Origin of the sequence: Bacillus sp. 3a, assembly GCF_017161885.1 — a bacterium.
In the GTDB taxonomy this organism is placed as follows: domain Bacteria; phylum Bacillota; class Bacilli; order Bacillales; family Bacillaceae; genus Bacillus; species Bacillus safensis.
Genome location: NZ_CP067376.1, coordinates 62,456 through 87,231, shown reverse-complemented (window position 1 = coordinate 87,231; position 24,776 = coordinate 62,456). Strand labels below are relative to the sequence as shown.

The 24,776-nt window shown below is 46.1% G+C and carries 3 protein-coding genes; all 3 read left to right on the top strand.

Translation table 11 applies throughout. The features are described from left to right. Position 1: 1 nt before the first annotated feature. The 3 genes from JJ692_RS00265 to JJ692_RS00255 all read left to right on the top strand — a co-directional run bounded on the left by JJ692_RS00265 (position 2) and on the right by JJ692_RS00255 (position 24,773). On the top strand, positions 2-10,696 hold the full coding sequence (locus JJ692_RS00265) for a non-ribosomal peptide synthetase (protein WP_206534106.1): 10,695 nt from the start codon (positions 2-4) through the stop codon (positions 10,694-10,696). Between the two features lie 43 nt (positions 10,697-10,739). Then, positions 10,740-14,573: a non-ribosomal peptide synthetase gene (locus tag JJ692_RS00260; protein ID WP_206534105.1), complete on the top strand. Its 3,834-nt coding sequence runs from the start codon at positions 10,740-10,742 to the stop codon at positions 14,571-14,573. 63 nt (positions 14,574-14,636) lie between these two features. Beyond that, on the top strand, positions 14,637-24,773 hold the full coding sequence (locus JJ692_RS00255) for a non-ribosomal peptide synthetase (RefSeq protein WP_206534104.1): 10,137 nt from the start codon (positions 14,637-14,639) through the stop codon (positions 24,771-24,773). Positions 24,774-24,776: the final 3 nt, after the last annotated feature.

Genomic DNA, 24,776 nt, shown 5'->3' with positions numbered 1-24,776 from the left:
TATGAGCAAGCAGAAAATTCAAAAGGTATATCCTTTAACACCAATGCAAGAGGGCATGCTGTATCATGCCATGCTAGACCCTAATTCCTCCTCTTATTTCACACAGCTTGAGCTTGGAATAAGCGGAGATTTTGATCTCGATCTTTTTGAAAAGAGTCTCAATGAACTCGTACGGACATATGACATTCTGCGTACAGCCTTTGTCTATCAGCAATTACAAAAGCCTCGTCAGGTTGTACTGGCTGAACGTCATATAGATGTGTATAGAGAAGATCTATCTCATCTGAATCATGAAGAGCAGAAAAAGGTATTGGATCAATATAAAAAGCAAGTGAGAAAGCAAGGATTTCACTTAACGAATGATCTGTTGTTGAAAGTCGCTGTTTTTCAATTAAATGAAACAAACTGGCACCTGATTTGGAGCAACCATCACATTATTATGGATGGTTGGTCCATGGGTGTTTTAATGAAAAAACTGTTTCATTACTATGAATCTTATCGGAACGGCCGAACGCCGGATCGCTCACAAGGTAAGCCTTATGCGGACTATATCCAGTGGCTTGGAAAGCAAAACAAACAAGAAGCGGAAGACTATTGGACGGAGCGGCTGGATGGTGCTGTTCAGCACCAAGGGCTGCTGCAGCAAAAAGAAGCGAACGGACAATATGACCATCAGGAATGGACGTTTACATGGGACGCTCAAACCGTACAAGCCATTCAAGATGCGGCAAGACAATGCCAAGTGACAGCACCGAACCTTTTTCAGGCTGTCTGGTCCGTTCTTTTAGGCACCTATCATGCAGCAGATGATGTCACATTCGGAACAGTCGTATCAGGCAGACCTCCAAGTGTGTCTGGGATTGAGCGGATGGCAGGGCTGTTTATCAATACGATACCTGTTCGGGTGACATTAGATCAGGAGCAGACCTTTAAACAGCTGTTTCAAACGGTTCAGCAGCATGCACTGGAAGCGGAAAACTATGATTTTATGCCGCTTTATGACATTCAGCAGAAAACAGCTGCTGGAGGAAAACTCTTTGATCATTTGGTTGGGTTTGAAAACTATCCTTTAGATCAGGAGCTGTCTGGTGACACCATGTCTGCACGTCTCGGTTTTGCCATTGATGTAAAGGACGGATTTGAACAAACGAATTTCGATCTCAATGTCCTTGTCTATCCTGGTGAAACGTGGACATTGAAATTCAAATACAATGCGATGGCTTTTGAAGAAAAGGTCATTGAAAACATATCAAAACATCTGACCAACCTCATGAAGCAAATCATTCACAATCCTGACGTACGTCTTCATGAAGTGACATGTATTACAGAAGAAGAAAAGCAGCAGATTGAAGCGTGGAACCAGACGGAGCGAGATTATCCGAAGCACCTTTCCATTCCTGAGCTGCTCAATGAACGTATCAAGGCGCAGCCTGACCATCCGGCATTAGTCGAAGGCGAGCGAACATTCACATACGAAGAGCTTGGACAGGAAATCCGTCGTTTAGCGAGCAGTCTTGTAGAAAACGGCGTTCAGCGGGGGGATGCTGTCGCGGTATATATGAACCGATCAGCAGATGCGGTGATCTCTATTTTAGCCATTTTACATGCAGGGGCTGCTTATGTACCGATTGATCCAGCTCAGCCTGAGGAGAGAATCCGTTGGATGCTTGAAGACAGCGGCGTATCCGTTTTGCTCTATGCTGACAGCCAGCCGCCAGTTGATGAAAGCATCAAAGCTGTTCATGTGACCGGCATGTCTCATCACTCACAAGCGGAGTTATCAGTCGAGACGTCTCCATCTCAATTGGCATATATCATGTTCACTTCGGGATCAACTGGACGGCCAAAAGGAGTTCAAATTGAGCATCAGCATATTGTGAGGTTAGCATGCTCTCAGGAGAAAATAGGATTGAACACGTCGGATCGTATGGCGCATACAGGAGCTGTCAGCTTTGATGCGATTACCCTTGAAATCTTCACTACGCTTCTGAATGGGGCGACGCTTTATCCTGTTGACCGTGATACTTTGTTGGATATTCACCGATTTGAACAATTTATCCAAACACATCAGATCACAGCGCTCTTTTTAACGACTGGTTTATTTAATCAGCTCGCTCAGCAGCGGCCGCAAATGTTCAAAGGGTTAAAAACATTATTCACGGGCGGTGATGTGATCAATGTGAAAAGTGCGGAGCTTGTGAAAAAGCATCATCCAGCACTTACCTTGCTGAATGTCTATGGCCCAACTGAAAATACAACCATCTCGACCATTTACGAAGTAAGAGGAGATGAAATGGGCCCGATCCCAATTGGTCAGCCGATCAATCATACGTCAGCTTATATTTTAGATGACTATCAAAGACTGCAGCCAATTGGAGCACCGGGAGAGCTGTATGTTGGCGGAGATGGTGTTTCAAGAGGCTACATCAAACGTCCAGATTTGACTGATCAAGTATTCATGGCAGATCCTTTTAAGCCGTCAGGACGGATGTATCGAACAGGGGACTTGGCTAGATATGGTGCAGATGGTCAGATTGAATTCCTCGGCCGTGCCGATGATCAGGTGAAAATTCGTGGTTTCCGTATTGAGCTTGGTGAAATTGAATCAGTGCTTCACCAAGAAGTGGGCATAGATGAAGCAGTTGTACTTGTTCAGCAGCTTTCTTCAGATGAAAAGGAAATCATCGCTTACTTCACAGGGACACTGACAGAAGAAGAGGTACGAGATGTATTCAATCAAAAACTGCCAGCTTATATGGTGCCGCACCATGTGATGAAGCTGGATACCTTTGCACTGACATCGAACGGGAAGGTAGATCGAAAAGCTTTACCTAAGCCTGACGAAGTGCATCGCGAGGAAATCAAAATCATTCTGCCTGAGACTGAGACAGAAAAGGCACTCGCTGACATTTGGGAGGAGCTTCTTGGGAAAACGATTGGGATAGACGAGCATTTCTTTATGGCTGGCGGGCACTCGCTCAAGGCGATGATGATGTCTGCGAAGGTTCAAGAAGTGCTTCAAAAGGAAGTGCCGATTCAAGTGATTTTCGAGAAGCCGACGATTCGCTCATTAGCGGCTTACATCGATCAGGATGGTCAAGAAGAAACCGGACATCCTATTTTGCCAGCAGAGCAGGCGGACGAATATCCGGTATCACCAGCTCAGCGCCGTTTATATATTTTGCAGACACTTGAACCTGACAGCACGAATTATCATATTCCGATCGTCTTAACGCTTGAAGGAACACTTGAATATCAGCGGCTCAAATCAGCATTTAATCAGTTAATCCAAACACATGAAATCTTAAGAACGAGCTTTCATATGAACGGAGAAGACATTGTCCAAAGGGTGCATGAATGGACTGAATTTGACCTTCCTGTTCATGACATCAAGGAAGAAGAGGCGGAGGCATTTCTTGCTGAACGTCAATCGCCATTTGATTTAACAGCGGCACCCCTTTTGCGAGCTCAGCTGCTGAAAGTCAGTGAGAACCGTCACCTTCTCGTCTTGGAAGCACATCATCTCATTACAGATGGCAGCTCCATGAAGACATTCATTCAAGATTTGGCGAAAGCCTATGATGGAGAAGCTCTTGCAGAAAGAGCCATTCATTATAAAGATTTCGCTGTCTGGCAGTTAAGTGAAGAAGAAACGAAGAAACAGAAGGAGCATGAAGCGTATTGGCTGAAGCAATTTGAAGGAGATTTACCGATTTTAGAGCTGCCAACTGATTATCCTCGTCCAGCAGAACGTGATTTTACTGGAGAACGATTCATGTTTGGCTGTGATCAAGCAACGACTCAGCGAATTCAGGAACTGCTTCAGAAAACCGATACGACCATGTATATGTTCTTGTTATCCGCCTTTCAGGTGCTGCTTGCCTCCTATAGCGGGCAGGAAGATATCATTGTGGGTTCGCCTGTTGCTGGACGGACACACCCTGATATCCAGGACATGCCGGGGATGTTTATCAACACCATTGCGATGCGCGGAAAACCAGAACAAACCAAAACATTTTTACAGCTGCTTGAAGAAATAAAAGAAACAAGTGTTGATGCTTTTGCACATCAAAGCTATCCGCTCGAAGAGTTAATTGCACATCTTCCATTAGACCGTGATACAACTCGGAGCCCGCTTTTTAGTGTGTCTTTTAACATGCAGAACATGGAGGTACCAGCGCTAAAGCTCGGCGATCTGCACATTTCGCCTTATGCCATTCAGCATCACTCGGTCAAATTTGATCTATCTTTAGAAGCATTTGAACGCGAGGGAGCATTAAAGCTGAGCTTTGACTATGCAGCGGCGTTATTTAAAGAAGAGACCGTCCGCCGGTTCGGAACTCATCTTCTGGCGATTATTCGGGAGGCGGTTCGTCATCCAGAGGAACAGATTGGCTTGCTCCATATACTGGATCAGCATGAACAAATAGAGCGTCTGGAGAAAAAAACCGAAGGGCAGACGAATCGTCATGAGCCATTCCATGTCCAATTTTCACGTCAGGCGAAGGAAACACCGGATGCTATCGCTGTCATGGATGATCAAAGAAAACTCACCTACCGCGAGCTTGAGGATATGTCATATGCACTTAGCTGTGAGCTTAAGAAACGAGGCGTCGAGAAGGAACAAACTGTGGCACTGATCCTTGACCGCTCTATCTATGTCATCGTCTCCATGCTTGGTGTGATGAAAGCAGGAGGAGCGTTTGTCCCGATTGATCCGGCCTTTCCGGCTGAACGAATCCGCTACACATTAGAGGATTCAGATGCACAAGTCATCGTCACAAATGAGTCTCTTGCAGATTCCTATCAGAATCACAAGTCGATTCAAGTGGTGCAGGTTGAACAAGCAGTGCATCAAAGCCACTCACTAGAACTGCCGGAAGTATCGGTTGATCAGCTCGCTTATGTCATTTACACATCTGGAACAACGGGGAAGCCGAAGGGTGTACAGCTTACGCATCGTAATCTATCACACTATGTCAGCTGGCTGATAAATGAAATGACATTGCAGGAATGTGATCGGACGGCACTGCTTTCTTCTTATGCATATGATCTTGGTTACACAAGCATTTTCCCTGTTTTAAAAGCAGGGGGGACACTCTATGTTCCTCATGAAGACGTGTATACAGACCCTGTACGTCTGATGCGGTTGATTGATGAACAAGAGCTGACTTATATCAAAATGACACCATCCTTATTTCATATGATGGCAGATTCTAAGGAACATTCATTTAATGCTTTACGTCTGGTGGTACTTGGAGGAGAACCGGTGATCCCTGAGGATGTTGAAACATTTATGATGCAGCATCCATGCGTGGCAGTCATGAACCATTATGGTCCGACTGAGACAACCATTGGTACAGTGACCAAGCTGATCACACCGCAAGAGCTGGACGCTTTGAAGGAACGATCTTTGATCGGACAGCCAATTGCTCACACCAGAGCGCTCGTATGCAATCAGCAGCAGCGGCTTGTCCCTTATGGCGCGCCGGGAGAGCTTTATATATCTGGAGAAGGCGTGTCGAGAGGATATTTGAATCAGCCTGAATTAACAGCAGAACGTTTTCTTGAAAATCCATATGATCCTCAAGAGAGAATGTATCGCACAGGGGATTTGGTCAGACAGCATGCAAATGGAGATATTGAGTTTCTTGGACGAGTCGACGATCAAGTAAAAATCCGCGGCTATCGCATTGAGAAACAGGAAATTGAGCATGCCGCACGTGCTCTGACATCTATTCAAGAAGTCTATGTAAAAGTCCTGCACCTGTCCCGTTTGCCGGAGCTTGCACTCTATTACACAGCGCCTGAACACATTGGAACACTGACGTTTAGAGAAAATCTTGCGGAGACACTGCCGGATTATATGATTCCAACGTACTTTGTGAAAGTCGATCACATTCCACTCACCCAAAACGGAAAGGTGGATGCGAAGTCTCTGCCGCTTCCGCATGAGGTGCATATGAACCATGCGGCATATGTGGCACCAGAAACGGAACTTGAGCAGGCGCTGTGTGACATTTGGTCAGAAGTTCTTGGGGTTCAACAAATAGGTGTTCTTGACCACTTCTTTGAATTGGGAGGTCATTCCCTCAAGGGCATGGTGCTCATTTCGAAGGTGCAGGCAAAGCTGAACAAGCATGTGCCGCTCAAAGTCCTTTTTGAAAAACCAACCATACGGGCAATGGCAGCCTACTTGGAAGAAACAGATTCTTCGGTGGTGACATCCATTCAGCCAGCGGAAAAGCAAGATTTCTATCCCGTCTCTTCTGCTCAAAAGCGTATGTATGTACTGCAGCAGCTGCATCCAGAAGCAGTCACTTATCATATGCCAGCCGTTTTAATGATGGAAGGCAGCCTTGATGTGAAGCAGCTGGAAGCAGCACTTCAAGCCTTGATCGACAGACATGAATCACTTCGGACAGCCTTTGTAGAAATTGACGGCGTACCCGTTCAAAAAGTCTATCGCCAAGTGCCGTTTACATTAGAGGTTGATGAAATAGAGGGCGATCAGGAGCAGTCTGTCATCGAGTCATTCATTACACCATTCTCATTACATCAAGCTCCATTAATGAGGGCAAAAGTGGCGAAGCTTTCTGATGAGAAATATGTATTCATGATGGATATGCACCATATCATTGCAGATGGTGTCACACGCAGCCTGCTCATTCAAGAACTCGCAGAGCAGTATGAGAAAAAGACGTTACCGCCAATTCAGCTGCATTACAAGGATTTTGCGGTATGGCAGCAGGAAGAAAAGCAGCAGGCGCTGCTTGAGAAACAGCGGCAGTATTGGCTGGAGCAATATGCACAGCCGCCGGAAGACTTAGCGCTGCCTCTTGATTTTCCGCGCCCTCATGTTCAGTCATTTGAAGGGGGCCGAGTCGATAGATGGTTGTCTGCTGAAAAGGTGCAGTCCATCAAAACGCTCATGGCGGAAAAAGGTGTGAGCTTGAACATGGTGATGCAAACGGCATTTGCCATTTTCCTTTCCAAGTTAACTGGGCAGACAGATATCGTCATAGGCGCTGTGACCGCAGGACGTACGCATGCTTCAATCGAGCGGGTTCCAGGCATGTTTGTCAATACACTGGCTCTTCGAAACGAAGTGCAGCCAGAAGAAACGACAGCACAGCTGCTTGAAAAAATGAAAGATCGCAGCCTATCAGCCTATGAACATCAAGAATTCCCGTTTGAGGAATTGGTGGCTCAGCTAGATCTTCCGAAAGACACAAGCCGCAATCCATTGTTTAGTGTCATGCTGACAACAGATGAACGTGACCTGACGTTACCGGATTTGAATGGACTCAAGCTGTCGCAAAAGCAGCAAGATACCGTTCATGCAAAATTTGATATAACGCTCGGTGTATTTGAAGAAAATGACCAAGTGGGCTTGCGCTTTGAGTATGCAGCGGCCCTGTTTAAAAAGAGCACCATTCAGCGCTGGAGCCGATATATTGAAAAAATCATAGACGATATGCTGGCGAAGCTGAATCAGCCGATTTCAGCGCTATCTCTCATAACTGAAGAGGAAAAACGAGAGCTGATCAATGAATGGTCAGGACCAGACCTTGACGTCCCGTCAGATGAAACCGTTCATGCCCTGATTGAATCTAAGGCACATGAAGCACCGCACCAAAAAGCAGCGACCTTCTGCGGTACAAGCTGGACGTATAAAGAACTGAACAGCCGGGCGAATGTAGTCGCTTCAAGACTCATCGCAAACGGCACAAAACCAGGCGACCGCGTCGGTATTCTCACCCGTCCGTCCCTTGATATGACGGCAGCTGTTCTTGGCGTTCTCAAGGCAGGTGCGGCATTCGTCCCAATTGATGCAGATTATCCGGCGCAGCGTATTGCGTACATGCTGGAAGACTGCGGGGCAGAAGTACTTCTAATGCAAAAAGGACTCACTGCGCCATCTTCATTCACAGGTCATGTCCTGTTCATAGAAGATGCGGTAGAGGGAGATGCTCACGAGATTCAGGTTCATATCAAACCAACAGATCTCGCCTATATGATTTACACATCTGGGACGACGGGACAGCCGAAGGGTGTCATGGTCGAGCACCAGTCCCTTGTGAATCTTGCATTCTGGCACAATGAAGCCTTCCAAGTGACGAAAGACGATCGAACTGCGAAATATGCCGGCTTTGGCTTTGACGCCTCCATTTGGGAGATGTTCCCGACGTGGATCGCCGGCGCAGAGCTGCACATTATTGATGAGGCAATTCGCTTAGATATGATCAAGCTCAATGCGTATTTCAATGAAGAAGACATCACCATTGCCTTCCTGCCAACGCAGTTATGTGAGCAGTTTATGTCAATGGACAACCATTCTTTACGCTATTTACTAACAGGCGGAGACAAGCTGAAACAAGTGAAGCCTGTTCCATACAAACTCGTCAATAACTACGGTCCAACTGAAAATACAGTCGTAGCGACAAGCGGAATGATCGATCCAGAACAAGGCACGATTCCGATTGGAACAGCGATTGCCAATACACGTTTTTACATCATGGGTTCTTTATACGACCTGTCGCCCCCAGGCGTACCAGGTGAGCTCGTGATTGCAGGAAAAGGACTGGCAAGAGGCTACTGGAATCTTCCAGATGAAACCGACAAACGATTTGTCCCAGATCCATTTTATCCAGGCGAGCGCATGTACCGCACAGGCGATCTAGTGAAATGGACAGAGGATGGAGAGCTGATTTATCTCGGCAGAATAGACCATCAGGTCAACATCCGCGGCTTCCGTATTGAGCTGTCAGAAATTGAAGCGCAGCTCCTGACGCTGGATTCGGTCAAAGAAGCCGTCGTGACAACGGTCAAAGATGCGAGTGATCAGGACGCCCTTGCCGCTTACGTGATTACGGAGAACGATACAGAGGACTTAAAAGAAAGCCTAAAACGCACGTTACCAGAATACATGGTGCCATCATGGATCATAAAACTAGACCAATTTCCAATGACGGCCAATGGAAAGGTCGATCTGAAAGCATTGCCAGCTCCTGATATGGAAGCGAACCAAACGGTATACGAAGCCCCAAGAGATGAAGTGGAAACACTGCTTTGCGGCATTTGGGAAGATGTCCTTGGCGTCAGCCAAGTCGGCATTCACGATCACTTCTTCTTCCTTGGCGGAGATTCGATTAAAGGCATTCAAATGGCAAGCAGACTCACGCAAGCAGGCTGGAAGCTCGATATGAAACTTCTATTCCAGTACCCAACGATTGCGGAGCTGCGCCCATATATTGAAGAAGCCGATCTTCTCACAGCTGACCAATCACCTGTCGAAGGAGAAGTCATTTTAACACCAATTCAGCGCTGGTTCTTTGAACGAGCATTCAGCGATCAGCACCATTGGAATCTCTCGATGATGCTTCATGCGCCAAATGGATTTGACCTTTCCATTACAGAACAAGTCATGCAAAAACTACTTTCACATCATGATGCACTGCGTATGGTATACAAGCAGGAACATGGCGGCATCCTGCAATACAACCAGCGGGAGCTCACGGAACCGCTGGCGATTATTTCTCATGATGTCTCAAAAGAGCACGATGTGAAAAAAGCGATTTCCACATATGCCAATGAGTATCAGCGTCAGCTGAACCTCGAAACAGGTCCGTTAATGAAAGTGATTTGTTTCCATGCAGAAGATGGCGATCATTTACTCATCGTGACACATCATTTAGTCATTGACGGTGTCTCATGCCGAATTTTACTAGAGGACTTTATGTCTCTATATCAGCAGGCAGCTCAGGGACAAAAGCTTGTCCTGCCGCTGAAAACTCATTCCTTTAAAGAATGGGCAGAGGCCGTTGAACGTTATGCACAGTCACAGCCATTAAAAAATCAGCAGGAGTATTGGGCAGAAATTGAAAGCAAACCATTAACCGCATTACCTGTTGATCATGAAGTGACAAAAAGAAAAGTTGCCGAAACCAAATCAGTTCAAATGCAGCTGACAGAAACAGAAACTGAACATCTTTTGACCGATATTCATCTGCCGTACACTACGGAAATGAACGATATTCTTTTATGTGCTCTCGGTCTTGCTGTTCAAGAGTGGACAGGTGAGTCCCATGTACATGTGCAGCTTGAAGGTCATGGTAGAGAGGATATTTTATCAGGGCTGGATGTCTCTCGCACGATTGGCTGGTTTACGAGTATGTATCCAGTTGTACTTGAAGCGAAGCCGGATCAGACCATAGCTGATGCTATTAAAGGAACGAAAGAAATGCTGCGGCGTGTGCCAAATAAAGGAATCGGCTACGGGATCTTAAAATACATGACAGCCACTGAACCGTCAGGGCAGCACGTACAGCCTGAAATCAGTTTGAACTATCTTGGACAGATTGATCAGGAAGTGACGACAGAACTCTTTGGGCCGTCGACTTATGATATGGGACGACAAGCAAGCCCTGATTCGGAAGCTGTTTATAAGCTGAACCTTAGTGGTCTTGTTCAACACAATCGATTCATTTTGTCTTGTTCCTATTGTGCAAGTGAATATGAAGAACAGACGATACAGCAGTTCATGGCATTGTTGAAGGGGAAAATTCAATCCATCATCACCCATTGCTTAGCGCAGCAAGAACGGGAATTTACGCCAAGTGACTTCTCTGCGGCTGACCTTGAAATGGATGAAATGGACGACATTTTTGACATGCTTGAGGAGAAATTGACTTAACAACACGAGATGAATCATAAAAAAGGAAGGGAGGATGAAATAGATGAGTCAATTTAAAAGGGATCAAGTTCAAGACATGTATTATCTGTCACCGATGCAAGAAGGAATGCTGTTTCATACCCTCCATCATCAGGAAAAGGGCTTTTATGTAGAGCAAATGGATATGAACGTTAAGGGCACATTGCGTTATGACTTACTTGAGAAAAGCATGAATATCATCGTGGAGCGGTACGATATTTTTCGTACCGTGTTTCTCCACGAAAAAGTAAAGCGCCCTGTCCAAGTTGTACTAAAAGAACGTCCTTTTACACTTGATGTTGTGGACTTGCAAGATCTTTCTGAAGACGAACAGCTTGAACGTATAGAGAAATTCAAACAACAGGATCAGCTGAGAGGATTTGACCTTTCGAAGGATTCTCTCATGCGGGCGTCTGTTTTCCAAACGGGCCCTGGCAGCTATCGCTGGATATGGAGCTATCATCATATCCTTCTGGATGGCTGGTGCTTTGGACTTGTGGTGCAGGAGTTATTTGCGATTTATCATGCACTTTTACATGACGTCCCTTACAAGTTAGAGCCGGTCAAACCATATAAAGAATATATAAAGTGGCTGGAAAAACAAGATAAGCAAGCATCACTTCAATATTGGCAGCAATCATTAGCAGGGTTTGATGGACAATCGACCTTTAAAGAGCAGCGGAAACAAACGAATGAACATGAATTAGGCGAAATTGAGTGGTCCATGAGCAAAGAAGAAACGGCCGCTTTATCAGAGTTAGCGCTGCAGCAAAATGCAACGTTAAGCAGTGCGCTTCAATCCGTCTGGTCGGTTCTGCTGAGCAGATATCAACGGTCAAATGATGTGCTGTTTGGAACAGTTGTGTCAGGACGTCCGGCAGACTTGGCTGGCGTTGACAGGATGGTTGGATTGTTCATCAATGTCATCCCAAGAAGAATTCAGCTGACAGATCACATGACATTTCGTGCACTCCTTTCAGAAACACAGCAGCAGTCTCTTGCAGCCGAGCCGCACCAATATATTCCGATTTATGATATTCAGGCAAAGTCAGGCCAGCAGCAGCTCATTGATCATATTGTTGTGTTTGAAAATGTCCCAGCCGCAAAGAAGGACGAGCAAGAGGCACGATTAGGGTTCACGGTGGAGGACATGAATGTCTATGAAAAATCAAACTATGATTTGAATCTGCTCGCATCGCCTGGAGAAGAATTACTATTGAAGCTGGCCTTTAACCAAAGAGCGTTTGATCCTCAATTTGTTCATAAGTTAAAGGAACAGCTCAGCCTATTGATACATGAGGCGGTCAAGCATCCCGATCAATCGGTTCATACACTCCCACTCGTCACGAATCAGGAAAAACAGCTGATTCTTGAGGAATGGAATGCACCTGAGCTTGAGCATGACCAGCTGTATTTATCGAAATGGTTTGAGCATAATGTCCGCAAACAGCCAAATGCAGTGGCGCTATCAGCAGAAGAGCAAACGATGACATATGCTGAGCTGAATGAACAAGCCAATCGATTGGCACGACATTTGCAAAAAAATGGAGCCGAACATCAAACGGTCATCGCCATTTTAGCCGATCGAACGCCTGAACTCATTGTCAGTCTGCTTGCTGTCTTAAAAGCAGGCGCAGCCTATGTGCCAATTGATCCTGACTATCCAGAAAGCCGCATTCAATACATGCTTAAAGACAGCGGAGCGACGCATCTTCTGACTCACTCATCCTTTATTGGTCAGGCGAAGGGGCTCGGGTTTGCTGGCACGTATCTGTTTGCAGATGATCAGGAGATTTCACTAATGAGCTCAGAGAATCTGCCGCTAGAAGCAGGTTTACACGATACGGCATATATCATGTATACATCAGGCACAACGGGTCAGCCAAAAGGCATCATGACAACCCATTCCAATATTGCCCGGGTGGTCAAAAATACGAACTACTTAACCATTTCAGAAACAGATACACTACTGTCGCTATCCAACAGCGTATTTGATGGCTTTACCTTTGATGTATACGGTGCACTTTTAAACGGAGCAAAGCTTGTCCTGCCGAAAAAAGAAACCATTTTAGATATGCATGAGCTGACGGAGCTGATTAAAAGAGAAAGCATTTCTGTCATGTTTGTTCCAACTGCTTTATTTAATCTTCTTATTGATGAAGAAACCGATTGGATGCGCAGTGTGCGCAAGGTGCTGTTCGGAGGTGAGCGTGCATCTGTACAGCATGTGAGAAAAGCCTTTGATGTTATGGGGAAAGGCAGACTAATCAATGTCTACGGCCCAACTGAATCAACGGTTTTCGCCACCTATTATCCTGTAGATGAAGCTCCTCCGATCGAAGCGCATTCTATTCCCATCGGAAAGCCGATTAACCAAACGGGTGCTTATATATTGAGCCAGCACGGACAGCTTCAGCCGATTGGAATGGTCGGAGAACTTTGTCTCAGCGGCAAAGGGCTTGCGAAGGGGTATTTGAATCGTCCTGATCTGACAAAAGAAGCCTTTATCACACATCCATTTGCTGCGGGAGAAAGGCTGTATCGTACGGGTGATTTGGCTTATTTTCGAGCAGACGGTCTGATTGAGTATGCAGGCAGAGTGGACGATCAGGTGAAAATTCGCGGCCACCGAATTGAGCTGACAGAAATTGAAGCCCACCTTCTCATGCATCCAGGCGTAAAGCAAGCTGCCCTCATAACTGATCAGCATGGCTCGCAGCATACAAGGCTGCTCGCCTATATGACGTGTGAGGAGGAGTGGAAGGACAAAGTTGATGTGATCAAGTCAGGGCTGAAGGAGAAACTTCCGGCTTACATGCAGCCTCATGAGCTGATCAGACTTGAGAAAATGCCGCTGACACCAAACGGAAAGGTTGATAAACGTCAGCTGCCAAAGCCAGAGGCGCCTCAAGGAAACCGCCATGTGAAGCCTCCGGCAAATGAGATAGAACAAAAGCTGCTTGTCATGTGGCGTGAAGTACTTGAACGAAATGATATCAGTACAGATGACCATTTCTTTGAGCTTGGCGGACATTCTTTAAAAGCGATGTCACTTTTATCAAAGGTGTCGAAGGAATTCGATGTTCAGGTGCCTATTCACTTGCTGTTTGAGACGCCGACAATCGAAGCCATCAGCCGTTATATTCAACAGCAGGATCACCAAGCTGCCGGCTATCTTGTATTCAATGAATCTCAAACGCCAACAGTCTTTGCTCTTCCGCCATTACCGGGCTACGGCTTTATCTATCAGGAAGCTGCCAAAACGCTTGATAGCGTTCGTTTGATCGCCTTTGACTTTATTGAAGCTGATCAACGCATGACGCAATACGTTCAGCATATTCAGCACCTTCAGCCTGAAGGACCGCTGACTTTGATGGGTTACTCTGGCGGGTGCTATCTGGCCTTTGAGCTCGTTCAATCGCTTGAACAAGCAGGACGGACGGTGGAAAAGGTCATCATGATCGATTCCTATAAGAAAATTGGTGAAAGTGATTTAGAAGGACGATCCATTGATGACGATATCGCAGCGATTGTCCATCAATCAAAGCAAAGTGAACTTGCCAAAGAAGAGCTCGTTCAAGAAGCGCTTGCTCAAAAAACGCGGGCCTATTATGAAACATTTGTTAAGGGGGTGAATCAAGGAAAGATACAAGCAGATATTGATTTCATCCAATCAGAAGAGCAAATTGATATTCCAGACTGGATGGATCATTGGGAAGAAGCGACGACCGGTGCTTATCGCTATTATCAAGGCTATGGTCAGCATGCTGACATGTTCAAAAACAAAGAATGTGCAGCCCAAAATGCCCAGCTGATCCAAAAGATCGTCAATCAAAAAAATAGAGAAGCCGTTTTGTAAACTTTAGATCAGGCAGGGGTGCACATTAGCAGTCCTGCCTGATAAAAAAGGAAAGGAACTCATATGAAACCATCAATTATGAACCAATCAAATGTACATGAATCAATGGATACGATTTTACAAGATGTACAGAGAACCATTTTACAAACCAACGAAATCGAACGCTTCGCTGTTTTTTCTCGTGAAAAAACCATTCGACCGCGGCCATATCACCTCTCTCATTTATTTCTCGACAATCACATGGAGCAGGAGGCCGCATCTGAATCGATACAGACGCAAACGGCTTCCCCTGCTTTAGCGGACATGCCGCCCGCCCTTTCCTATGGAGGGGATCTAGATGTTAAGGCAGGAGCCCAAACTTTGCAGGACGCCTTAATGGAGGCGGCAAAAACGACAAATGGGCTGACTTATATCGTCAATAGTGAAAATGAACTCACACAATCCTACGCGCAGTTAAAGGAGGATGCCGAGCGGGTTCTGACAGGTTTGAGGGCGCTCGGACTTGAACCAGGTGATCCAGTGTTCTTTCAGTTTTCATCCAATCATGCAATGGTAACAGCCTTTTGGGCGTGTGTGTTAGGCGGATTTGTTCCAACATTAGTGTCCGCTGCACCGACCTATCGTGAAATGAATGCCTCTGTGAAGAAGCTTCATCATGCGTGGAACCTGCTGGAGCATCCGCTCATTTTAACAGATGACTCGCTGATTGAAGAGGTGCAAGGCTTAGCTTTATTGTGGCATACAGACAAGTTACGTGTCGCAGCCGTTGAGCCGATGCTTTCTTTAGCAAGAGATATAAAAGCTTATCCCGCGACACCGGATGATTCAGTCTTTTTTATCTTAACGTCTGGAAGTACAGGGATGCCCAAATGCGTAGAGCATTCTCATCGAAGCGTGCTGGCGAATGTCAAAGGAACAGTGGCAGCCAATGGGTTTACACAAGAGGATGTGTCATTAGACTGGATGCCTTTAGATCATATTGGCGGTATTGTGATGTTTCACCTTGTCAATGTGTACACGGGCTGTGAACAGGTTCGGGCAAGAACAGATGATTTTATCGCTCAGCCGCTGCGCTGGCTTGACTGGATGGACCGCTACCGTGCAACGAAGACATGGGCGCCTAACTTCGCATTTGCGATGATCAATGATTATGAGAAAGACATTTCATCAGGATCTTGGGATCTTTCTGCTATGACTTGTATGATCAATGGGGCTGAAGCGGTCGTACCGAAGACGATTCACCGATTTTTACACTTGCTGGCTCCGCACGGCTTAAAGGGAGACGTCATGAGACCGGCATTCGGCATGTCTGAAATCTCTTCAGCCGTTGTCTTCTCTTTTGCGATAGAGCGGGGAGATGAAAGCAGCGGGGTTCTAACCTTTGAGGAAACATCACTCATAGAGCAGCTAAGACCAGCGGACGCACGTGAGACAGGAACTGTCAGCTTTACAGAGCTGGGAAGACCAATTCCTGGTATCACGATTCGTATCGTTAATCATCAGCATGAACTTCTTCCCGAAGATCATATTGGCAGTGTGCAAATTAAAGGGCCGACGACAATGAAGGGCTATTACAAGAATGACGAAGCGAATCAAGAAGTCTTTCAAACAGACGGCTGGTTTCACACGGGGGATTTAGGTTTTCTGCACAAAGGAAGGCTGACATTAACCGGAAGAGAAAAAGACATGATCATCATCAACGGGAAAAATTATCACAACTATGAAATAGAAGTCATTACAGAGGAAGTACCCGGCGTCGAAACGAGCTTTGTAGCCGCTTGTTCCGCCCGGATGGAAGCATCTGCATCCGACGAGCTGATTCTCTTTTTTACACCGAAGCTGTATGAACCTTCTTATATCATGAGGGCAAGTCAGAATATCAAAACCAATATTGCAACAAAAATGGGGTTGTCTGCATCGCGTGTGATCCCTGTCCAGAAGCACGCCTTTCCGAAAACAAGCTCTGGAAAAATAGAAAGGGCACAGCTCAAGAAGCGATGGCAGGAAGGCGAATTCGATGAAATCATCAAGGAGCTGGACATCAGACTTGAAAATGAGCACACCTTGCCTGATTGGAGTTTACAAAAGAAGTGGACACCTGCTCCGCTTCATGAAGCGGAAAAACAAACAGAAGGGGACACGGTGATCTTTGCAGACACATTAGGGCTGGCAGATCAATTGAGATCCCTTTCAAGCAATGAACAAACTTATATTACGGTTGAACCGGGGCAAGCATTCACACAACTCACACAAACACACTTCATCATCCACCCGAATCGGCCGTCTGACTACGAACAACTCTTTGAGACGCTCCGTTCGTATGGCGTTTCGGTGAAACAAATCATTCACCTTTGGAACTACACAACTCAAGAAGACACACTTCATGCAGCGTTGGCGAAAGAAGCCCAGAAAACAGGCAGTATGAGTGCATTATATGTAACTAAAGCGGTCGCTGCCTATGAGGAGCCGGTAGAGATCACCTTTGTCTCTGCCCATGCGATGAATTTGCCGGAAGATCAAACACATGATGTGGAGAAAGCAACGACAGCAGGACTGATGACAGCTGTTCAGCATGAATGGCCGTTTATCAAGGTGCGGTGTCTTGATTTTTCTCTGACAGAACCGGATGCTGGCCGTTCTCATGCATCATCGATCATGACAGAGCTCACACATGACACAAGCCATCATATCGCCGCTTATCGTGAAGGTGTTCGTTATACTCCTCTTTTAACACCGCTTCATCTGGAAAAAGAACAAAGGATGAAGAAACCGCCATTTGAATCATCCGGGCTTTACGTGATGACAGGCGGCCTTGGCGGCATTGGACGGTTGCTGAGTGAGCACCTGCTGACATCCTATCAAGCGCATCTAGTGCTAGTTGGAAGAAAAGCGCGAGAGGCTTTATCTGCGGAGCAGCAAGACGTATTGATTTCACTTGAGAATCAAGCGGAAAAGCACGGAGGTACAGTTCTATATGAAAAGGTGGACATCACTGACGCACAAGCCATTGAAGCCCTGATCTCAAGAGAGGAGACGGCATTAGGTAAAAGGCTGCATGGCGTTATTCATTTCGCTGGCATCATTCAAGAAGAGCTGCTTCGTGATATGACGTCTGTGTCATTACATGCGATGTACGAAGCGAAGGTATATGGCACGATTGCGCTTCATGAAGCAGCCTCTAAACGGGAGAATGTCTTATTCCTTTCTAGCTCGTCAGCTCGAACGTTAAAGGGCGGGATGACCGTTGGCGCTTATTGTGCGGCCAATGAGTTCGTTGAACAATTTGCTCATTATCAGAGGCTGACATCTACAGTAAAACCGTATTGCTTTAGCTTTAGCATGTGGGATGAGACCGGAATGAGTGAAGGCTCGATGATCAAAGGCATGCTAAAAGAAAGGGGCTATCTCTCGATTCCAAAACGGGCGGGCATTCAAACAATGCTTGCATGCATGATGACAGAAGCTCCACTCATTTATATCGGGCTGGATCGGTCGAAGCAGGAAATTCAAGAGATGATACAGGGGGAGACCCAAACAGAGCAGGTCATATATGTCTTTTTCAAAACCGATCAAACATCAAAGGCTGTTGAAGAAAGGCTGTATCAGTCCATTTATACGTGTATACAGTCTCGTCTCTCTGGTGAATATTCCGTCCATCTATATCCTGAAGAATACTGGAAAGAAACAGAGGATGGGATGCCGGACGAAGTGCATTTCAATGAATTAATAGAGGAAAGTGGACATGCTTCAGAGGACAGAGCACCTCAAACCGAGACGGAAAAACTTTTGGCACACATTTGGTCCGAACTGCTTGATGTCTCAAACATCAGCTGTGGTGATCACTTCTTTTTACTCGGAGGTCATTCGCTCAAGGCAACGCAAATGCTGTCTGCTGTTAGACAGAAAACGGGATTTGACGTGCCGCTCGCTGTTCTTTTTGAGCATACGAGACTTGGAGAGTTAGCGGAGTGGATTGATTCACATGCCAAAGCCGATGAAGCGATTCTGATACGGAAAATAGAAAAGGGACAGGAGCTTCCGATGTCCTATGCCCAGCAAAGACAGTGGTTTCTCTATCAATTACAGCCTGATCTGCCATTATACAATAATACGATTTCCTTTCGGATGAATGGACCTTTAGATGTAAAGGTGCTTCAGCGCAGCCTGCAGCAAATGGTGCAAAGGCATGAATCACTCAGAACATCCTTTGCGATGAACGGCGATGAACCGGTACAAATCATACATGAGCATATGACTCTTCCAGCGCTTGAGGTGGTCGATGTATCAGATTTGGCATCACAGGAAGAAAAAGAACAAAAAGCGGCTGAGTGGGCGAAAACAGAAGCGGACACGCCTTTCCGCTTAGAGCATGATGCACTCTTTCGCACGAAGCTGATTCGACTGTCAGAAACAGATCATTTGCTGCTGATGTCCATTCACCACATCGTGTCAGATGGCTGGTCGATTGGCATTGCCGCAAGGGAGCTGTCCGAATGGTATACAGCGATGATCGAAGGGAGGGAGCCTGATCTCTCACCGCTGCCGATTCAATATGCAGATTACGCACTATGGCAGAAGGAGTATTTGACGGGAGAAACACTGTATCAACAGCTTTCCTATTGGAAGGAGCAATTTGCGGTACCTGTGGAAGAGTTGATGCTGCCGTATGACTACACGCGTCCAGCCGTCCAATCCTACAGGGGAAAGACGAAAAAATACCGACTGTCGAAGCCGCTATCAGAGCAGCTGGCTGTTCTTTCTAAAAATACAGACAGCACCCTCTATATGACATTACTTTCGGCTTTCTCTACCTTGCTGCATCGATTATCTTCACAGGATGAGTTTGTTATTGGATCCGTCATTGCCGGGAGAAATCGGACGGAGATGGAGCAGCTTATCGGATTTTTCGTGAATACGCTGGCACTTCGGATCGATCATAGCGGGAATCCGGCTTTCACAGAGCTATTAGAGCGAGTGAAGGAAACAACAATGGGCGCCTATGCGCATCAGGATGTGCCGTTTGAGATGGTCGTAGATGAGCTGAATATTTTACGTGAGGCTGGCAAGCAGCCGCTGTTTCAGGTCATGTTCGTTCTACAAAACCTGCCCCTTGAAGCTTCTCCAATGGGTGAGGCGACATCCGTTTTAGCCATTGAGGATAACGATACGGCTAAATTTGATCTATCTCTGTTTGTTTTTGAAGGAGCGGAGGGTCTTCAATTAAAACTGGAGTATGATGCAGATTTATTTTCTGACGACACGATGGATCGGTTCCTTTGTTACTACGAGCAGCTGCTTGCATGTATTTGTGAAAATCCAGCACAGCCGATCAGACAAATGAATTATCTGCCAGAGAAAGAGAGGCAGCAGCTGCTCTATGAATGGAGCGGCAAAACAGAACAACCAGCAGGCCCGCTTCTCATCACAGAACGGTTTGAAGCACAGGTGAAAAAGACACCTCATGCGATTGCCCTCGAATCTGGGGGAAAACAGTGGACGTATCAGGAGTTACAAGAGAAAGTCGACCGGCTTGCTGCTTATCTGCAGCAGCGAGGAGTGAAGCCGCATGAACCAGTAGGGCTTCTGATCGACAGGTCGCCTGAAATGATTTTTGGGGTGCTGGCGATTGTGAAAGCAGGCGGGGCCTACGTCCCAATTGATCCTGAATATCCAGATGCACGCATTGATTATATGCTGAGGGATACAGGTATTCAGCTGTTACTGACAAAAAATGAATGGCTGAAACAAGTCTCGATCAGTCAAACCGAGCTCATTTGTCTTGATCAGGGGTATGAAGAGTTTTTATCAGAGGCAGAATTCAAACCTGCTGCTTTAAAACCTGATGGACTCGCTTATATCAATTACACATCAGGATCAACCGGTCAGCCAAAAGGGGTTTTAATTCCACATCAAGCGGTCATCCGGCTTGTATGCGAAACAGATTATGTCACCCTTAATGAACAAACGCGTATTTTACAAATCGCGAGCTTTTCCTTTGATGCCTTTACGTATGAAATATGGGGAGCCCTGCTCAACGGGGGAAGGCTGATACTGACTGATCGAAATACGATCTTATCAATGGATACACTCGCTGACACGCTGACATCTTACAAGATCACAACAGGATTTCTGACAGTGCCGCTGTTTAACCGATTAACAGAGGAACATCCAGAAGCTTTATCTGGATTCGATGCCTTATTGGTCGGCGGTGATGCTTTGTCAGCTGCTCATATCCGTAAAGCGCTGCCGTATTTACCTGAAGGCCTTTTAAACGGCTATGGACCAACTGAGAATACGACGTTCTCCTGTGTGCATCACATTCGGGCAATGGATGAGGGGCAGGTGGCGGTTCCTATCGGTCAACCAATTGCGTATTCTCAGGCCTATGTACTAGACGACCAGCTACAGCCGGTTCCGCAAGGTGTCATTGGAGAGATTTACGTAGGAGGTACAGGGCTTGCACTCGGATACCTTGGAGATGAAGAAAAAACATCGCAATCATTTATCCCGCATCCTTTCCAAGAAGGAGCGCGTTTATATAAAACAGGCGATATGGGCCGCTGGCTGCCAAACGGCATCATCGACTGCCTTGGAAGAATCGATCATCAAGTGAAAATTCGCGGGCACCGCGTCGAATGCGGAGAAATTGAAGCTGCTATGCTGCGCTTTGAAGACATCATAGAATGTGCGGTCATTCCGCATCAGCATGAGAGTGGTCATAAGCGATTGATCGGTTATTTTGTCCAAAAGGGCAGCATGACCACGCAAGACATTCGCCATCAATTAAAAGAAATACTGCCAGATTATATGGTGCCAAGCCTATTAATAGAGCTGGAGGAACTCCCGCTCACGGCAAATGGCAAGGTAGACCAAAAACGTCTCCCGCCGCCAGAGTGGAGACAGGAAGAAGTGGAGAAACCGGCTGACAGGGCACTCAGTGAGGAAGAGCGTGTACTGGAAAAAGTATGGACTCAGCTGCTCGGTACGCCTTCGATTGGCGTACATGATAACTACTTTGAGCTTGGCGGAGATTCAATTATTGTCATACAAATGGTGGCGCGCTTAGCACAGGAAGGCTATGTCATTCAGCCGAGAGATGTATTTGAAAAACAGACGATTTCACAGCTGGCACTTGCTATGAAAAGGTCAGATGCTGCTGCGTTCTATGATCAGTCGCCTGTCACAGGAGCTGTTCGTCTGCTTCCAATCCAATCATGGTTCTTTGAGCAATCAATGACAAACCAAGATTATTGGAATTTATCAGCGCATATGGAATTCAAGGAAACCATACAGCTCAAGCAGCTGACACAGGTTCTCTCAAAAGTTGTCGATCATCACGATATGCTGAGAGCGGTATATACAAAAGCAGAAGATGGCTCGTGGATTCAAACCATTCGTCAGCCTGGCATCACCCCTTGTGTCTCCTTCTTTGATTTGACGGGTGTTTCTCAGAAGGAAGCGCTGGAACAAATCCGCATGGAGACCGCCGCTTGTCAAGGAACGTTGTCATTAGAGCGAGGAGAAGTGATCAAAGCCATCATTTTTCACACAAGTAATGGTACGTCAGAACTCTTTATCGCTGCCCACCATCTTGTGATGGATGGAATCTCATGGCGCATCATACAGGAAGACCTATTAAATGGACTGAAGCAGCTTGCGGCAGGGCAGGAAATCGAGCTTGCAAAGAAAACTGCGTCCTATCAGCAGTGGGCAGATGCTCTTTATGAATATGCACAAACCGATCAATTACAAGAGCAGGTTCCTTTTTGGCAAAATATCATCAGTCAAGAGGAAGAGGGTTCTCCTTTTCAAACACCTGCGCTTTTCAATATAGAAGAACATGCAGAGATCCTGTCTATTCAATTGACGAAGGATCAAACAGATATTTTATTAAGACAGGCATCACAAGCGTACCGAACAGAGGTAAACGATTTACTCTTATCAGGACTCACGCAAGCCGTTGGAAAGCCGCTGCTCATCACGTTAGAAGGGCACGGGCGCGAGGATTTATTTGAACAGATGGATTTGTCACGAACAGTCGGATGGTTTACAAGCTCTTATCCTATTTTTATTCCTTTTATTCAAACCGATATTGAGAGACAAATCAAAGATGTCAAAGAAACCTTAAGAGCTGTGCCGCAAAAGGGAATCGGCTATGGCTTGCTTCAATACATGACAGCATCTCGTTTACTCAAAAAGGCCGCGCCGCAGATGAGCTTTAATTATCTTGGACAGTTAGATCAAATAGACGGTGAAGCACATCTTTATTTAGCAGATGAACGAAATGGACTTGTACATGATCCAAAAGCAGAAAGACAGCATTTGATCGATGTGTACGGATATGTTGTGAACGGTCAGCTTCAGATGAATTTTATGATCAATCGTGAACTGCTTCAGTATGAAGAGATGCGCCTGTTACCTGAACGGTTCAAAGAAAAAATGGAGAATATTCTGACGCATTGTGTAGAGACAAAAGGCGGCTTTACACCATCTGATTTTCCAATGGTTCAGCTGACACAAAAGCAAATAGATGAGCTTCCAGACAATGTAGTGGATGTGTACCCACTATCTCCGATGCAGCAAGGGATGCTGTTTCATGCACTGTTAGATCAAGCGTCACAGGCGTATTTTGGTCAAGTGCATATGACGCTCGAAGGCTTAACGGACGGCGCAGCCTATGAAAAAGCCTGGAATCTGCTTGTAGAGCGTCATTCGATTTTGCGGACAACATTTGCTTGGGAAGGGCTAAAGGAGCCTGTTCAGTTGATTCAATCAGAAGGAAGCATTCATCTCACTCAGCACGATGTGCGCCACCTGAGTGAAACGGATCAGAAGGAAGCTATCCAGCAATATTTGCAAACGGATCGTTTAAAGGATTTCAAACTAGAAGATACGGATGAACCGCTGATTCGTATTGCTTTATTCCATCGTGATGAAAACACATGCACGTTTATTTTTAGCTTTCATCATATTTTAATCGATGGCTGGAGCTTGTTCAGCTTTATTGAAGAATCCTTTTCTTTGTACCGCTCTCTTGTGGATGAACGGGAGGTGGATCTTCCTGCTGTCCGTCCATATAAAGATTTTATCGAGTGGCTGCAAAAGCAGGATCAAGAGAAGGCGCTAGAGTTCTGGAAAGGTTATATGTCAGGAGTAGAGGAGGCTACACCGCTACCAGGAGACGGCGGGCATGCTTCGGATGAAGAAGCAGGTGTTGATCAGCTAAGTATCAAACTAACGCCCGAGATGCAGCAGAAACTCGAAAAGATGACAGGCACGCAGAAGGTGACAATGAGCACCTTGATTCAAACAGCATGGGGGATGCTTTTGCATCTTCATTCAGGATCAGAGGATGTTGTGTTCGGAGTGACAGTATCAGGACGGCCGGCGGACTTACCACAGGTTGAAAGCATGACAGGGCTCTTTATTAACACATTGCCGCTCCGTTTGCCGATCACGCCAGAGTGGACCATTTCCCAGCTGCTGGCACATACACAAGAAACAGTATTTCAGATGCGGGAATTCGAATATACCGTACTGCCAGATATTCAGCAGCTGACCCACATCCCGAATGGAGATTCATTGTTTAACAGCATTGTCGTGTTTGAAAACTATCCAATTGAATCTATCGAGCCATACGGAGTGCGCATTTTAGACATTGCGAGTCATGAAGAAACGAACTATGACCTGACCCTTGTGGCAGTTCCGGGAGATACGCTGGAGCTTCGGGTCACATATCGCTTTAATCAATATACAGAAAAGCAAATACAAGCGCTGATGCAGCAGCTGATCCATACACTTGAAGCGATGACAGAACAAATGGAGACACCCCTCTCTTCTTTCACGATCGTGACGAATGAAGAAAAAGAGCGGATGATCACCGATTGGGCGAAAAATGCACAAGTCAGCGTGCTGTACCCAGATCAAGAAGAGGTCTATTCAGGTGTGCATGATCCTTCCTGTGAGACGGAAATATATGTCCTGAGCGAAGAGCATCAGCTCATGCCGGTAGGATTTCCTGGAGATATTTTTATCGGTGCAAAGGACATCAAAGCAATTTGCGGGGAGCTTGCCGATTGGATGGAAACGCATAAAATTCCGCATCCATTCAAACATCAAACTGGCGAATACCTCTATCCGACAGGGGATGTCGGCGTTTGGACTGAAGAAAACAAGATTCAGATTTTGGATTGGATGTAGGAG

What these genes read in the sequence shown, in the direction of transcription:
- JJ692_RS00265 (WP_206534106.1), top strand. Translation starts at nt 2, where the DNA reads ATGAGCAAGCAGAAAATTCAAAAGGTATATCCTTTAACACCAATGCAA.
- JJ692_RS00260 (WP_206534105.1), top strand. Translation starts at nt 10,740, where the DNA reads ATGAGTCAATTTAAAAGGGATCAAGTTCAAGACATGTATTATCTGTCA.
- JJ692_RS00255 (WP_206534104.1), top strand. Translation starts at nt 14,637, where the DNA reads ATGAAACCATCAATTATGAACCAATCAAATGTACATGAATCAATGGAT.